This window comes from Mycobacterium sp. NGS57, assembly GCF_059812405.1.
In genome coordinates this window covers 1-15,193 of the sequence record NZ_JCALCP010000008.1, presented here as the reverse complement: position 1 = coordinate 15,193, position 15,193 = coordinate 1, and the positions used below count along the sequence as shown (strand labels likewise).

Sequence of the window (15,193 nt, the reverse complement as noted above, 5' to 3'; positions counted from 1 at the left end):
GTTACAAATCTCGTCCGTAGTGTAACCCGCTCAGGTACCGGTCCAGCGGGCCGGGCGCTTCTCGGCGAACGCGATCGCGCCTTCCTTGGCGTCGTTGGACGAGAACACCGGCATCAGGATTTTGCCCTGCTCGGCGAACATGGTCTCCGGGCTCCAGCTGCGGGACTCGACGATGATCCGCTTGGTGGCGGCCACGGCCAGCGGCCCGTTGGCGGTGATCTTCTCCGCCAGCTCGATCGCGGCGTCCAGCGCGCCGCCGGGCTCGGCGAGCACGTTGACCATGCCCAGGGCGTGCGCCCGCTCGGCGCTGAAGTTCTCCCCCGTCAGCGCCAGCTCCATGGCGATGGCCGGCGGGATGCGCTCGGGCAGCCGCAGCAGGCCGCCGCCGCCGGCCACCAGGCCGCGCTTGACCTCGGGGATGCCGAACGCGGAGTCCCGCGACGCCACGATCAGGTCGGTCGCCAGCGCCAGCTCGGTGCCGCCCGCCAGGGCGAAGCCCTCGACCGCCGCGATCAGCGGCTTGGCGGGCGGGCGCTCGGTGAAGCCCATGCCGCGCCCCTCGACGATGGGGACCTCGCCGCGGGCGAACGCCTTGAGGTCCATGCCCGCGCAGAACGAGCCGCCCGCGCCGGTCAGGATGCCCACCGACAGGCCCGCCTCGCCGTCGAGCCGGTCCATCGCGTCGGCCAGGCCCCGGGCCACCGCGGCGTTGACCGCGTTCTTGGCCTTCGGCCGGTTGATGGTGATGATCAGAATGCGGTCCCGTTGCTCGACGAGAACTTCGGGTTCGTTGGCGTCTTCGCTCCCATTGCTCATGGGACCCGATGGTAACGGCCGATCAGAATGGCATTAGCAGCAGCCGAGAGTGCGGTTACCCCCGCCGCCCGCCGCGACGGCTCAGGCGGGCGCCATGGCGGTCTCGACGACGGTGAGATCCTCGGAAAGCCCTGCGGCCCTTCGTATTTCGACGAAGTCGGCCACCATGGCCTCGGTGACCTCGTGCGGGTCCTTGAGGGTGGCGCCGTCGGAAAGCACCGAGATGTTGAGCTGGTCGACGTAACTCCACACGGTGATGTTGAGGCCGCTGCCCGCGGTCAGGGGCCCCACCGAGTAGATCTCGGTGACCAGCGCGCCGCCGACGCGGCCGCGTTCGCGGGGCCCCGGCACGTTGGAGATGTTCAGGTTCAGGATCTTGTTGTGCCCGTCGCGGCCGGACGCCCAGCGGAAAAAGGCCTCCGTGCCGGCGGGCGGCATGTAGGCCGCCCACCGGCTGACCAGTTCGGGGCCCATCAGCTGGTTGCTCTCCTTGGCGGCGATGGCGTTCTCGTGGCTGCACCGCACCCGTTCCAGCGGGTCGTCGGAGTCGGTGGGAAGTCCCACCAGCACGCCGGTGAAGCGATTGCCGGAGATCCGCTCGGGCGAGAAGTCGAAACTCATCGGCACCGACGCCAGCAGGGGCTCGGCCGTCCCGTCGTAGCGCAGCAGCAGCGTGCGCAGCGCGCCGCTCGACATGGCCAGCACCATGTCGTTGATCGTCGCGCCGAGCCGCTTGCCGGTCTCCTTGACGTCGGCCAGCGCCAGCGTGGCGGTGGCGAACCTGCGCTCCGGGGTGATCATGTGGTTCATGAACGTGGGCGGGGGGCTGAACGGCCGGGTCAGTTCCGGGGAGAGCTTGCGCGCGCTGCGGCGCACCCGGCCCAGCCCCTGCGCGGTGTAGCGGACCGTCGCGGGGATGCGCCCGATGTGGCGCAGGTGGTCGGCGAAGGCCGAGCCCCACAGCTGCCCGCGGGTGGGCGCGGGGTCGCACATGTACGGGACGTCCTCGGGCCCGGTCTGCAGGTCCATGCCGCGGGCCATCAGGTTGGCCGAGGCGACGCCGTCGGCCAGCGCGTGGTGAATCTTGGCGACCACCGCGATCCGGTGATTGGCCAGGCCCTCGACGAAATACATCTCCCACAGCGGGCGTTCGCGGTCCAGCGGGGTGCTGGCGATCCGCCCGATCGCCTCGTCCAGTTCGCGCCGGCCGCCCGGCGCGGGCAGCCGCCACGGGCGGATGTGGTAGTCGAGGTCGAGGTCACAGTGTTCCCGCCACATCGGGTGGTGGAACTTGAACGGGATCTCGACGAGCTGATAGCAGAACGGCTCGAGCTTGTTCAGCCGGCCGCCGATCACCTGGCGGAACGCGTCGATGCCGAAATCACGCCGGTCCGGCGCGAGTTCGATCACGGCGGCCTTGATGGTGTGCATGTGCACGTTGGGGGCCTCGCTGTACAGCAGTACCGCGTCCCAGCCGCTGAGCCTTTTCACCGCTGCGCCTTACCCATAGAGGGACCATACTCAGCGGCGCGAGCTCAGATAACCTCTTTGGCGCCGATCCGTGTTTTGGTCCGGTAGACCTGGTTGAGGAACAACGACGCGGCGTGCGCCGCCGCGCCGGCGCGCTCGCCGTCGACCAGGTCGTAGCCGTGGCCCGCGCCGGGCAATTCCAGGTAGCCGACCGGCGAATGCGACACGTCTCGCAGCCGCTCGACGAAGCCGCGCGCCTGCGCGACCGGGATGACGCTGTCCTTGCTGCCGTGAATCACCAAGAACGGCGGCGCATTCCGGTGCACCCGCGCGATCGGCGACGCGTCGCGGAACACCTCGGGGTGACGCTTGAGCGACTTCTTGACCACCACCCGCTCCAGAAACTCGACGAACCGCGCGCGCTCGGGCGTGGAGCGGTCCTCCCAGTCGTAGCGGCCGTAGATGCCGACCACCGCGTCGACCGAGGTGTCGGCGCCCTCCGGCAGCTCAGCGCGGTGCGCCGGGTCGTCGGGCGTCAGCCCCGCGAGCGCGGACAGGTGCCCGCCGGCCGAACAGCCCGCCACCGCAACGAAATTGCGGTCGCCACCGAACTTGTCGACATTGGCGCGCGCCCAGGCGATGGCGGTCTTGACGTCGGTGATGTGCCGCGGCCAGCGGTGGTGCGGCGAGACACGGTAGTCGATCGCCAGGCACACCCAGCCCTGCTCGGCCAGCCGCGACATCAGCGCGGAACCCTGTCCCATGCACCGGCCGTGCACCCACGCGCCGCCCGGCACGAAGACGAGCACCGGCGCCGGTTGCGCGGGCAGGTCCTTGCGGCGCCAGACGTCGAGCACCTGCGCAGGGTTGTCGCCGTAGTGCACGGCGCGCCGGTAGAGGAAGCGGCGCTGGCGCAGCGCATCCCAGATCGGCGGCGTCCGCTCCGCGGCGGGCCATTCGGCGTCCAGGTCCGCCGCGGACACGACGCCGCGCAGCGCGGCCAGCGAGGCCTCCCGGGTGCCCGCGCGGTCCCGCCGGCGGGTGTCGTTGATGCCGGGCGTGAACCAATCTCTGGTCATGGTGGACAGGGCCTGCGGCGCGTGCCGGGCGCCCCAGACGCCCATCGCGGTCAGCCCACCCAGCGGTTCGAGGCTCTTTCCGACGACGGGCAGCGAAGCGCCGGCCGCGCTCAGGGCCAGCATGTAGTCGCCGGGGCCGGCCCGCAGCAACCATTTCATCCAGGGCGTCATGCGGGGTCCCTCGCAGTCATGTACGGGACTGTACCCCCGGGCGCAGCCGCAAAACTGACGATTGCGTTAGTAGCGGCGGTCTTGGTGCCGGGCGGTTGCGGCAGTGGTTTGCTACGACTGCGCGGGTTCGTGTTCAGTGGGCTTTGGCCGTTTGCCTCGGTGTTCGCGGACGGTGCGGTGGCGGGCCACGGCGAGTCGCGCGGTGTAGCAAATAGCGCTCAGCGCGAACATCGCCGCGGTGAGCAGCAGCCACCGGCCCAGAAATGGCTGCTGGGTCTGCCCGGTGGCCGCCCGGTACGTCGGGGCGCCCTGCTCGATGATGCCCGGCAGAAAGATCAGCAGCGTCAGCCCGGCGCCCAACGCGGGCACCCGAATGTGGTTGCGGGCGCTGACTTTTAGCCGGGTCGCCGACAGCGCCCGGTCGGCCAGCGCCGAGAGCGGGTAGAGCAGCAGGTCGTGGGCGATCACCGCGGCGGCCAGCCAGACGGCGATCGACTGCCACCAGGTGCCGGGGTTCCACAGCGTCGCCGGGCCGAAGGTGGCCAGCAGATAGCCCAACAGGGCGAACCCGGACAGCATCGTCAGCAGGTGCCGGGGGCGGGAACCGTAGATGGTAGCGAAACGGGTTGCGAATCCAGGCATCTCAGCTCGGCTCGAATTCGATGGACGTCACCCATTTGGTGTTGTGCACGCCGGGCAGCGCCGGGACGATGATCCGGGCCGGATACCCGTGGTCCAGCGGCAGGTCGGCGCCGTTGACCCGCAGCGCCAGCAGCGCGCCGGGATCGCCGATCTGGTTGGCCTGCAACGTCGCCGAACCGAACGCGCCGCCCCGCTGCAGCGACGACACCCGCGCCGCCCGCGGCGCGGGCACCCCCGCCAGCCGGGCCAGGTCGGCCAGCCGGACCCCGCTCCAGCTCTGCACCGTCGACCACCCCTCGACGCAGGCGATCGGCAGGCGCGCGCCTACTTGCGGCAGGCCGGCCAGCGCGGCCCGGTCCAGCACCACCTCCGCCGGCCCGCCGCGCAGGGTCAATCGCCAACCGGCGCCGACGGTTTCGGGCGCGATCCCCGCGGCAGCGGCGGTCTTGTTGACCGGGAAGCCGCCCGGGGAATCACGCGCTCCCCGCCCCCGGGGCAGCAGGAGGGCCGCCCCGCGGGCGGCCCCGCCGAGCGTCTGGCCCACGGTCAGCACGCCGACGAGCAGCGCACCCGATCCGACCAGCGCCAGGGCGCCGCGGCGGCTGATGGTCGGTTCGGCCGGGTCGGCCGCCACCAGGCCGTCGGGGTCGGGCGGCTGCGGGACGGTGTCGCTTCGGTTGGTGCGCAACACTTCTCGCAGCGACAGCGACCGCAATCCGGTGGCCATGCGCGGAATCTTGATGGCGATGTGCATCAGGAAGCCGGCGATGAACACCCAGGCCCCGAAGTAGTGGGCGGTGTAGAAGCTGAAGCCGAAGACGTAGTCGTACTGGATGTTCAGCACCCCGGTGACGATCTCGAACAGCGCCCCGCCGACGAGCGCCAGCAGAGACAGCCGCTCGAGCGCCTGGGCGATCGAGCGGGCCGGGGGCCGGGCGAACAGCCGCGGGATCACCGACCACAGCTTGGCCAGCACCACCGGGATGATCACCAGGCCGAGCCCCACGTGCACGCCCTGGGTCAGCCGGTACAACCACGAGGGCCGGACCGGCCAGGTGAACGCGGGCAGCCGCAGCCAGCCGACGTCGGCGGGGATGGCCTGGCCGAATTGCGGCGCGTAGGCGAGGTAGGACAGCAGCCCGGTGAGGGTGACGATCGGCAGCGCGACCAACAGCACCAGGCCGAACACCGACGTCAGCCACGGACCGCGCAGGGGGCTCCGAAACCGGCTCAGCAGGCTCACAGAGCCGCCAGGCTCGCAATCACCCGTCCGCAAATCAGCCGGACGCCGGCCAGCGTCAGGCCCACCTGCGCGGCCAGCGCGGCGGCGCTGTCCACCCCCACCGTTGCCCAGCGGAACCAGGGCCCGATGTCGGCGGCGGTCTCCAGGCGCACCCAGCGCGACCGCACGCCGATGACCTCGGCGTCGAACTCGGCGATGCAGCACCCGCCGCTGACCAGCAGCTCGGCGGCGCGTCCCAGGATTCGCCGCGGGTCGCCGCCCAGCCCGACGTTGCCGTCGACCAGCAAGACCGTCTGCCACAGGCCGGTTCCGGGCAGCGGTTCGAACACGTCGCCCAGTAGCGCCGGCGCACCGCCGCGGCCGGCCAGCCGGATGGCCGTCGCCGACCGGTCGATGCCCAGCGCGGGGACGCCGCGCCGGATCAGCTTGGCGACCAGCCGTCCCGGGCCGCAGCCGAGCTCGATCGTCGGCCCGGCGCACATCCGGGTGACCGCGTCGTCGAAGACGTCGTCCCGGGCGTCGCGGGAGGTGCTGGGCGGACATCGGTCGCCCAGCCACCGGTGGGCCGGCAGGGGCCGGACCTCGCCATCGTCGTGGCGGACCCAACAGCTCTCGCCACCGAGCGCCCGATCGTAGAGATGACCCAGCATGTCACGCCTCTCGCATCGGTGGGGATGGTGAGCCCGCGTCGCCGACATGCTGATATCCACGAGATAGGCCAGCATTTCGATCAACCCGATCGATACCCCGAACTGCGGTCGGCTAACCCAGCCCGGCGGCGTGGATACTGGGCCGATGCGCATCGACGACGTCCACCCCGACCTGCGCCGCATCGCCCGCATCGCCCCGCGGCACATGATCGGCCCGCGCAGCCTTCCGGTGCTGCGGGCCCTGAGCGCCTTCCTCGCAGGGCGCGCCCCCGACGCGGCCGATGTCGAGGTGATCACGCTGGAATCGGGGGCCAGCGTGCGGCTCTTCCGTCCCACCGGCGTGGCCGGGCCCACTCCCGCGCTGTTGTGGATCCACGGCGGCGGCTACGTGATGGGCTCCGCCCGGCAGGACGACGGGCTGTGCCGCCGGTTCAGCTCGCGGCTCGGGATGACGGTCGCGTCGGTGGAATACCGCCTGGCGCCCGAACATCCGTATCCCGCGCCGCTGGAGGACTGCTACTCGGTGCTGACCTGGCTGGCCGGCCTGCCCGCCGTGGACGGCGACCGCATCGCGATCGGCGGCGCCAGCGCCGGCGGCGGCCTCGCGGCGGCGCTGGCCCTGCTGGCGCGCGACCGCGGCGAGGTCAGCCCGGTGTTCCAGGTGCTGGCGTACCCGATGCTCGACGACCGCAGCGCGGCCGGCGCCGCCGACCCGAACCACCGGCTGTGGAGCGCGCGCAGCAACCGGTTCGGCTGGGAGTCCTACCTCGGCGGCGCCGACCCGCAGCTCGCCGTCCCCGCGCGCCGCGACGACCTGAGCGGGCTGCCGCCGGCGTGGATCGGCGTCGGCACGCACGACCTGTTCCACGACGAGGACCTGGCCTACGCCCGGCGCCTGACCGAGGCCGGGGTGCCCTGCCACGTCGAAGTGGTCCCGGGCGCCTTCCACGGCTTCGACGTCGTGGTGTCCAAAGCCCAAGTGTCGCGGGGCTTTTTCGACAGCCAGTGCGACAGCCTGCGCGCCGCGCTCGATCACATCGCGAAGTAGACCAGCTCGCCGCCGATGACGGTGGCGGCCACCATGCCGGCGTCCAGCTCGGCCAGGACCGTCGCGGGTGGCTCGGTCAGCACGCACAGGTCCCCCGGTTGCCCGACCGCAACGGTCCGCGGCTGGGCCGGCCGGTCCGCGCGGCCCAGGAACATCGTCAAAGCCGTTGCCGCCGAGACGCATTCGCGGTGGTTGAGGACGGCGCCGCCGGGCGTGGTGCGGTACACCGCGGCGCGCATCGCCGTCCACGGGTCGCCGTGGCCGAACGGCATGTCGGTGGACAGCGCCACCGGCACCGTCGCGTCCAGCAGGGAGGCCACCCGCCACAGCTCGCCGTGCTCGGCGGCGGGGACGTCGGCGAGGTATTGGTCGCCGCGCTCGGCGACGAAGTTGGGCTGGGTCACCACCGTGACGCCGAGCCCGGCCAGGTCGCCAAGGGTGTCGTCGGGTACCACGGCGGCGTGCTCGATGCGATCGCGCGGGTGGCCGCCGGCCGCGCGCAGGGCCGCGATCGTAACCACGAGCTGCGCCGCGGTCACGCAGTGCACCGCGACCGGGTGCCCGTCACCGTGCTGCCCGGCGATCCACGCGGTCAGGGAGTCCAGGTCCAGGCGGTCGTCGTGCAAAATCTTCTTGCCGGGCGCCAAAAAGCTTGGCCGCGGGCGGAACTCGCCGCGGCGGTGGGCTACCAACAGCGCCACCATGTCGTCGGCGTCGAGGTCGGGGGTGGCGTCGGTGACACCGGTGACGCCGGTCGCGGTGATCCGGCGGCCGAGTTCGGCCAGGTCGGTCTCGCGCTGCTGCAGCGCGTCCGACCAGCCGCGGTCGGCGCTGCGCAACCGCCCGTCGGGGTGCTCGGCCAGGCCGACCCGGCCCAGGGCCTCGGAGTTGAGCATCCACAGCACGCCGCTGCGGTGCTGGACGCGGACCGGGACGTTGCGCACGACGGCGTCCAGCGCGGTCCGGTCCAGCTCCCCGGCGACCGACTCGTGATAGCCGACGGCGCGGATCCACCCGTCGGGACCCGGCGTGGCGTTCGACAGCAGTTGGGCCAGCTGATCTTTGGTGGTGACCCCGGGCGGCCCGACGTAAAACGAGTTCAGCGCCGAGGCCGCGGAACGCAGGTGCACGTGGTGGTCGTGCAGCCCCGGCAGGACGGTCCCGCCGCCGGCGTAGAGCACGCCCTCCCCGGGCCGGGCCGCCAGATCGTCACCGATCTCGTCGATCTGGGCGCCCACCCGGATATCGACCGTCCTGCCGCCCAGCAGGGTGGCACGGTGAATCAGCATGCCAGACAACGCCTTTCGGAGACCAACCGGCGCACGGCGGCGTTGTCGGCGCCGAGGGCCGGCGCCTGGCGTGCGGGCGGCGGCGGTTGCGGGGGTGGCGCCGGGACCCGCGCCGCCGGGGGCAGTGCCGGCAGCGCCGCGTAGCTCGCCGCGACGGCGGCCATCGACACGTGGATCAGCTCGCCCCCGCCGCGGCCCAGCGATTCGGTCAGCGCCAGGGCCGCCTGAAGCCCCGTCAGCGGGTCGGCGATGGCGTCGCCGCAGAACACCGGCCCGGCCCCGACGAGGCCGCCGGCCACCGCGGCGTCGTCCCCGAACGCCGGCCTCGGGTCGTCGTGGCCGGTGATCCGCAGCCAGATCCGGCCCGCGCGCGGCGCGACTGCCGCCGGCCCGAGCCCGCGCCGGGCCAGCGCAGCGGGGCGCGAGCCCTCGATCACGACGTCGGCGACGGCCAGCAGCTCGCGCAACTCGTCGGCCTGGCCGTCGAAATCCACGCAATAGGAGAGCTTTTCGCCGTTGACCCAGTCGAAGAAGGCGCGTTCGCCGCCCCGGGTGCCGTCCGGGCGGCGCGGGCTTTCGACCTTGACCACGGTCGCCCCGGCGCGCGCCAGCAGCCCGCCGCACAGCGGTCCCGCCCACATCGACGACAGGTCGGCCACCAGCAGGCCGGCCGGCCCACGCGCGCCCACCGTCGGGCCCAGCCAGGCGCTGCGCGGCGCGCGGGGCGCGGCCTCGCCGAGCCCGGCCGCCGGGATGTCGAGCAGGGCCGACCGTTCGACGATGGCGGACACGGAATGCGCTGCGGCCCAACGCTCTAGCGCCGGCCACGGGTCGGGTTGGTCGGCCTGCACCAGGGCGGGCACGGCGGCGACGTCGTCGGGGCGCGACAGCGTGATCGCGCACCAGCCGTCGCGGGCCGCCAGCAACCGGGTGGCGCCACCGGCCGACACCCGGCCGCCGCGCGTCAGCCCGAGCAGGGCGGCGCGCCCGGTCAGCAGGCGGGACGCGTCGACGCCGACGCCCAGCCGGTGCCCGACGGCGGTGGCCACTTCTTCGGCGCGGGCCAGCACGCCGGCGCGGGAGAAGTCGGGCGGGCCGTTCGGCGGGCCCGTCAGGTGGGCCAGCCCGCTGCTACCCCACTTCTCGACCGACCCCGCCGCGCTCACCCCACCATGGTGCTCGCCGCGGCGGGCGGGCGGCACGCTGCGTCCGCAGGCGGTTCGTGGTCGAGTGTGAATCCTGGGCTTCGGGAGTGAATCCAGGGCGGAAAAATCGCGACGACGCGCCACCAGCTCACAGTCAAAGCCGCCAGCTCACACACCCAAAGCGGACAAGCCGCCCCGCGGGGGGCGTACGGGGGCGCATCTGCCGCGCCATCTACGAAACTTTTGGAATCGACTATGCCGAGTTTCCAATAATTTAGTTTGTTGGCGCCGGGTGGTCTATCCTTCGAAATCGCCGATTCGTCGGCAGCTTTGGGGGGCCAAAGCACGACTCCGTCGTGACCGAGCGAATTTGGTGGTCCCGCATGTCTTACCTGGTCACAGCGCCGGAAATGCTGATGTCGGCGACATCGCAGCTGGCAAGTATCGGCGAGACGATCACCACGGCCAGCACCTTCGCGGCCGCGCCCACCGCCGGCGTGGTGGCGGCCGCCCAGGACGAGGTCTCCACCGCCATCGCCGCGCTGTTCGGCAACCACGCCGCGCAATTTCAGGCCATCAGCGCCCAGGCCTCGGCGTTCCACGACCAGTTCGTCCAGACCATGAACGCGGCCGCGGGGTCCTATGCCTCCGCCGAGGCCGCCGGCGCCTCGCCGCTGCAGGCGCTGATCGACGCGGTGAACGGGCCCACCGAGGCTCTGCTGGGGCGCCCGCTGATCGGCAACGGCGCTGACGGGGCCAGCGGCACCGGTCAGGCCGGCGGCGCGGGCGGGCTGCTGTGGGGCAACGGCGGCAACGGCGGATCGGGCGCTGCCGGCCAGGCCGGCGGCGCCGGCGGTAACGCGGGGCTGATCGGGCTGGGCGGGGCCGGCGGCGCCGGCGGCGCTTCGCCGACGGGAACCGGCGGTGCCGGCGGGATCGGCGGCAACGGCGGGTGGCTGTACGGCGCGGCCGGGGCCGGCGGCGCCGGCGGGGCCAACACCGGCCTGGGGAGCGGCGGGGCCGGCGGGCTCGGCGGACACGGCTGGCTGCTGGGCGACGGCGGCGCCGGCGGGGCCGGCGGGTCCGGCGTCAGCGGCGCCGGCGGCACCGGCGCCGCGGGCGGCAACGGTGGATTGTTCTACGGCGCCGGCGGGACCGGCGGGGCCGGCGGCACGGTCACCGGCGGAGCCGGGGCCGGCGGGGTCGGCGGGACCGGCGGCAGCGCCGGGCTACTGGGCAATGCCGGGGCCGGCGGGGCCGGCGGCGACGTGACGGGCGGGACCGGAGCGGGCGGGGCCGGCGGGCACGGCGGCACCGCCCTGCTGGGCAACGGCGGCTTCGGTGGCGCCGGCGGCGCCGGCTCGGGCGGCGACGGCGGAGCCGGCGCGGCGGGCGGGGCATCCTGGCTGGTGGGTCACGGCGGCTTCGGTGGCGCCGGCGGCGCCAGCATCGGCGGTGAGGGTGGCGCCGGCGGGAGCGGCGCCACCGGCGGCCTGCTGTTCGGCAGCGGCGGCCACGGCGGGGCCGGCGGCGCCGTCACCGGCGGCGGCGCCGGGACGGGCGGGGCCGGCGGGACCGGCGCCAGCGCCTGGCTGCTCGGCAACGGCGGCGGCGGCGGCAACGGCGGCGCCGGCGCCAGCGGCGACGGCGGGGTCGGCGGCGCCGGCGGCAGCGGCGGAATCCTGATCGGGTTCGGCGGCAGCGGCGGCAACGGCGGCGCCACCACCTTCCTCAACGCCTCCGGCGGCAACGGCGGTACCGGCGGACACGCCTGGTTGCTGGGCAGCGGCGGGCACGGCGGTGCCGGGGGCAGCAACACCAACGCGGTCGGCGGCGCCGGCGGCAACGCCGGGGACGGCGGCAATGGCGGTGTGCTGCTCGGCAACGGCGGTTACGGCGGCGCGGGCGGCACCGGGGTGTCCAGCGACGGCAACGGCGGGGCCGGCGGCAACGCGCTGCTACTCGGCTGCGGCGGCGACGGCGGCAACGGTCTGATCGGCGGCGCGGCCGGCAACGCCGGCGCGCTGATCGGCAACGGCGGCGCCGGCGGGACCGGGCGCGCGGGCGCCAACGGCGGGTTCCTGCTGGGCAACGGCGGCAACGGCGGTAACGGCGGCATCGGCGGCAGCGCCTGGTCCACCGAGGGTGGCGGCGGCGGGCGCGCCTGGCTGATCGGCAACGGCGGCGCCGGCGGCGCGGGCAGCACCGGGGTGCTCAGCTTCGCCGACGGGGTCGGCTTCCATGGCGGCGCCGGGGGTAGCGGCGGGCTGCTGTTCGGCTTCGGCGGGCACGGCGGGGCCGGCGGGGCCGGTGCGCCGACCGACATCTTCGGTCCCGCCGCGGGCGGCGCGGGCGGCGCCGGCGGAAACTCCGGATTGCTGTTCGGCGGCGGCGGCGACGGCGGGACCGGCGGCTCCGGCGGGCTCGGCACCGCGGCCGGCGCGGGTGGGACCGGCGGCGCCGGCGGTGCCGGCGGCCGCGCCGCCATGCTGCTCGGCAACGGCGGCACCGGCGGGGCCGGCGGAACGGGCGGACTCGCGGGCGTCGGCCCGTCGGCCGGGGCGGGCGGTCAGGGCGGCAGCGGCGGCGGCAGCGGATTCCTCGCCGGCGACGGCGGGGCCGGCGGAGCCGGTGGCAACGGCGGCGCCGGCGGCGCCGCAACCCCCGGCGGGGCCGGCGGCAACGGCGGCAACGGCGCGTCGGCCACGCTGTTCGGCGGCGGCGGCACCGGCGGCGCCGGCGGACAGGGCGGATCCGGCGCCAACGCGACCGGCGCGGGCACTACCGGCGGGCACGGCGGCGGCGGCGGCAACGCCGGACTCATCTTCGGTGCCGGCGGGGGCGGCGGCGCCGGCGGGGCGGGCGGCGCCAACACCGGCAACGACATCGGCGGGACCGGCGGCGACGGCGGCGGTGGCGGTGGCGCCACGTTCATCGGCAACGGCGGCGCCGGGGGTGGCGGCGGCCCTGGCGGCAGCGGCCAGCCCACCGGGACCGGCGGGCACGGCGGCCCCGGTGGCGGCGGCGGCCTGATCGGTCAGGGCGGGGCACCCGGGCCCAACGGCTGACCGGGCCTCCCGATCGGGGCCGTCGCCGAAGCGCCGCCACAAGCTACAGGACGCAAGACTGCATAAACGGCCCTGTCGGGACCTAGAGGATGAATTCACACAAATCTCCGTATTTGTGGTTTGGTATGAGCAGTTTTCATTTATCGTTCGTATCGTCGAGCAGTCGACACATGACGGGGGCCATGTGCACACGACCTGAGTCGTGCGCTAGCAAGTTGGGTGGTCCCGCATGTCGTACCTGGTCACTGCACCGGATCTGCTGTCGGCAGCGGCATCGGATCTGGCGGGAATCGGCGCGACGATCCAAACCGCCAACGCCGCCGCGGCCGGCCGCACCACCAACCTCATCGCCGCCGCCCAGGACGAGGTGTCCACGGCCATCGCGGCGCTGTTCGGCGACCACGCGGCGGAATTCCAGGCCCTCAGTGCGCGGGCATCGGCGCTGCACAACCAATTCGTGCAGACGCTGAATGCCGGCGCGGGCTCCTACGCCCTCACCGAGGCGGCGAACGTCTCGCCGCTCCAGACCCTCGAGCAGGACCTGTTCAACCTGATCAACACGCCCACCGAAGTGCTGTTGGGGCGTCCGCTGATCGGCGACGGCACCAACGGGGCCAACGGCACCGGGCAGGCCGGTGGACCCGGCGGCCTGCTGTGGGGCAACGGCGGCAGCGGCGGATCGGGCGCTGCCGGCCAGGCCGGCGGCGCCGGCGGCAGCGCGGGCCTGATCGGGCAGGGCGGTTCGGGCGGGGCCGGCGGGGCCTCGACGATCGGCGCGGCCGGTGCCGGTGGCGCCGGCGGCAACGGCGGGTGGCTGTTCGGCCCCGGTGGCGCCGGCGGCGTCGGTGGCGCCAACACCGGTGGCCTCGGGACCGGCGGATCGGGCGGGATCGGCGGCCACGCCTGGCTGCTGGGCAGCGGCGGGGCCGGCGGGTCCGGCGGCGCCAGCGTCGATGCCCAGGGCGGCACCGGCGCGGCCGGCGGCCGTGGCGGATTCTTCTACGGCGACGGCGGTGTCGGCGGCGCCGGCGGCGCGAATTCAACCGGGATCGGGTCCGGCGGGTCCGGCGGCGCCGGCGGCGACGCCTGGCTGCTGGGCAGCGGCGGAACCGGTGGCACCGGCGGGGCCAGCGCCTCCGCCGGCGGCAGCGGCGGGACCGGCGGCCACGCGGGGCTCGTGTTCGGCGCCGGCGGGGCCGGCGGCACGGGCGGCGTGGGCGGCACCGGCGGTGCGGGCGGATCGGGCGGCGACGCCGGTTGGCTATCCGGGTCGGCCGGCGGAGCCGGCGGCGCGGGCGGACTGGGCCAGGCCGGCAACGGCGGCGCCGGCGGGCACGGCGGCACCGGTGGCCTGTTCGGCGCCGGCGGCGGCGGCGGTAACGGCGGCGCGGGCCAGGCGGGTGTCGGGGGCGGCGGCGGCGCCGGTGGCCACGCCGGCCTCCTGTTCGGCGCCGGCGGCGTCGGCGGCAGCGGCGGCTCGTCGACCATCGGCAACGGCGGGACCGGCGGGACCGGCGGCGACGCCGGGTTCCTCTACGGCAGCGGCGGCGCCGGCGGCAACGGCGGCAGCGGCGGGACCGGCGCCACGGGCGCGACCGGGGTGGCAGGCCTGAACAACGGCCTGGGTGGCGTCGGCGGCACCGGCGGGTCCGGCGGCGCCGGCGGCGCGGGCGGCAAGGGCGGGCTGCTGTTCAGCAACGGCGGCAACGGCGGCAACGGCGGCCTCGGCGGCGCCGGCGGGTCCGGCGGCAAGGGCGCCGACGGGCTTCCCGGCGTCGTGCCCAGCGGGACCGGCGGCAACGGCGGCGACGGCGGCGGCGCCGGCAACGGCGGCAACGGCGGGACCGGCGGCGCCGGCGGCAGCGGCGGCTGGTTCGGACACTCGGGCACCATCGGCCGGGGCGGCGCCGGCGGTACCGGCGGCATCGGCGGGATCGGCGGCAACGGCGGCGCCGGCGGGATCGGCGATGCCACCAGCCTGCAGGGCGGCGACGGCGGCAACGGCGGAAACCCGGGCACCGGCGGGCTGGGCGGCAGCGGCGGCACCGGCTCCATCAACGGTGCGCACGGGACGAACGGGGGCGCAGCGACCTCCGGCGGCAACGGAGGCGCCGGCGGCGCCGGCTACAGCCAGCCGGCCAACGCCACCGATGCCAGCGGCAACGGCCTCGCCGGCGGCAACGGCGGTAAGGGCGGGGCCGGCGGCGCGGTCGGCAACGGCGGCCAGGGCGGGGCCGGCGGCTCCGGATCGAACGGCGCGGCCGGCGCCAACGGCGTCAATCCCGGCGATTCGGGGAGCAACGGACACAACGGCGGCGCCGGCGGCCGCGGCGGCGACGGCGGTGCCGGCGGTTCGATTTCGGGCGACGGCGGCGCCGCGGGGAGCGGCGGTATTGGCGGTTCGGGCGGCGCGGGCGGTCAGGGCGTGGCCGGCGCCACCGGTGTGGCCGGATCCAACCTATACGGCACCGGGCTGGGCGGCGCCCAGGCCGGCGGTAACGGCGGCACCGGCGGAAACGGCGCTGCCGGCGGGGCCGGCGGGGTCGGCGGCACGGCCGCTCACGGCAACGCG

At 75.0% G+C, this 15,193-nt stretch carries 11 protein-coding genes; 3 read left to right on the top strand and 8 right to left on the bottom strand.

Annotation, left to right across the window (positions count from 1 at the left end):
• Positions 1 to 30: 30 nt before the first annotated feature.
• The 6 genes from AC5Y43_RS16160 to AC5Y43_RS16135 form a co-directional block, all read right to left on the bottom strand.
• On the bottom strand, positions 31 to 816 hold the full coding sequence (locus AC5Y43_RS16160) for a crotonase/enoyl-CoA hydratase family protein (protein WP_499974069.1): 786 nt from the start codon (positions 814 to 816) through the stop codon (positions 31 to 33).
• A gap of 81 nt (positions 817 to 897) precedes the next feature.
• A complete protein-coding gene (locus AC5Y43_RS16155) occupies positions 898 to 2,307 on the bottom strand; it encodes a WS/DGAT/MGAT family O-acyltransferase (protein WP_499974066.1) in 1,410 nt (469 codons plus the stop codon).
• A 44-nt stretch (positions 2,308 to 2,351) separates the two neighbouring features.
• Positions 2,352 to 3,536 carry an alpha/beta hydrolase fold domain-containing protein gene (locus AC5Y43_RS16150; protein ID WP_499974063.1) on the bottom strand — a complete coding sequence of 395 codons (1,185 nt, stop codon included), beginning with the start codon at positions 3,534 to 3,536 and terminating at the stop codon, positions 2,352 to 2,354.
• 111 nt (positions 3,537 to 3,647) lie between these two features.
• Entirely contained in the window at positions 3,648 to 4,178 is a 531-nt protein-coding gene (locus AC5Y43_RS16145; RefSeq protein ID WP_499974061.1) for a hypothetical protein, read from the bottom strand.
• A 1-nt stretch (position 4,179) separates the two neighbouring features.
• Positions 4,180 to 5,532 carry a molybdopterin-dependent oxidoreductase gene (locus AC5Y43_RS16140; RefSeq protein ID WP_499974535.1) on the bottom strand — a complete coding sequence of 451 codons (1,353 nt, stop codon included), beginning with the start codon at positions 5,530 to 5,532 and terminating at the stop codon, positions 4,180 to 4,182.
• Entirely contained in the window at positions 5,418 to 6,071 is a 654-nt protein-coding gene (locus AC5Y43_RS16135) for a class I SAM-dependent methyltransferase (protein WP_499974058.1), read from the bottom strand. The genes AC5Y43_RS16140 and AC5Y43_RS16135 overlap by 115 nt, the downstream gene beginning before the upstream one ends.
• Before the next feature lie 145 nt (positions 6,072 to 6,216).
• Between AC5Y43_RS16135 and AC5Y43_RS16130 the strand changes: the two genes are divergently transcribed.
• Entirely contained in the window at positions 6,217 to 7,119 is a 903-nt protein-coding gene (locus tag AC5Y43_RS16130) for an alpha/beta hydrolase (RefSeq protein WP_499974056.1), read from the top strand.
• On the opposite strand, the gene AC5Y43_RS16125 is transcribed toward AC5Y43_RS16130, so the two are convergent.
• Both AC5Y43_RS16125 and AC5Y43_RS16120 read right to left on the bottom strand, forming a co-directional pair.
• Entirely contained in the window at positions 7,104 to 8,408 is a 1,305-nt protein-coding gene (locus AC5Y43_RS16125; RefSeq protein ID WP_499974054.1) for an amidohydrolase family protein, read from the bottom strand. The two genes, AC5Y43_RS16130 and AC5Y43_RS16125, sit on opposite strands and share 16 nt — an antisense overlap.
• Positions 8,402 to 9,574 (bottom strand): CoA transferase, encoded by a 1,173-nt coding sequence (locus AC5Y43_RS16120; protein WP_499974053.1) that lies wholly within the window; start codon positions 9,572 to 9,574, stop codon positions 8,402 to 8,404. The genes AC5Y43_RS16125 and AC5Y43_RS16120 overlap by 7 nt, the downstream gene beginning before the upstream one ends.
• 362 nt (positions 9,575 to 9,936) lie before the next feature.
• Between AC5Y43_RS16120 and AC5Y43_RS16115 the strand changes: the two genes are divergently transcribed.
• Together AC5Y43_RS16115 and AC5Y43_RS16110 are read left to right on the top strand one after the other, a co-directional pair.
• Positions 9,937 to 12,621 (top strand): PE family protein, encoded by a 2,685-nt coding sequence (locus AC5Y43_RS16115; protein ID WP_499974052.1) that lies wholly within the window; start codon positions 9,937 to 9,939, stop codon positions 12,619 to 12,621.
• Between the two features lie 229 nt (positions 12,622 to 12,850).
• The coding region (locus AC5Y43_RS16110) for a PE family protein (RefSeq protein WP_499974050.1) at positions 12,851 to 15,193 on the top strand (2,343 nt) is incomplete at its 3' end.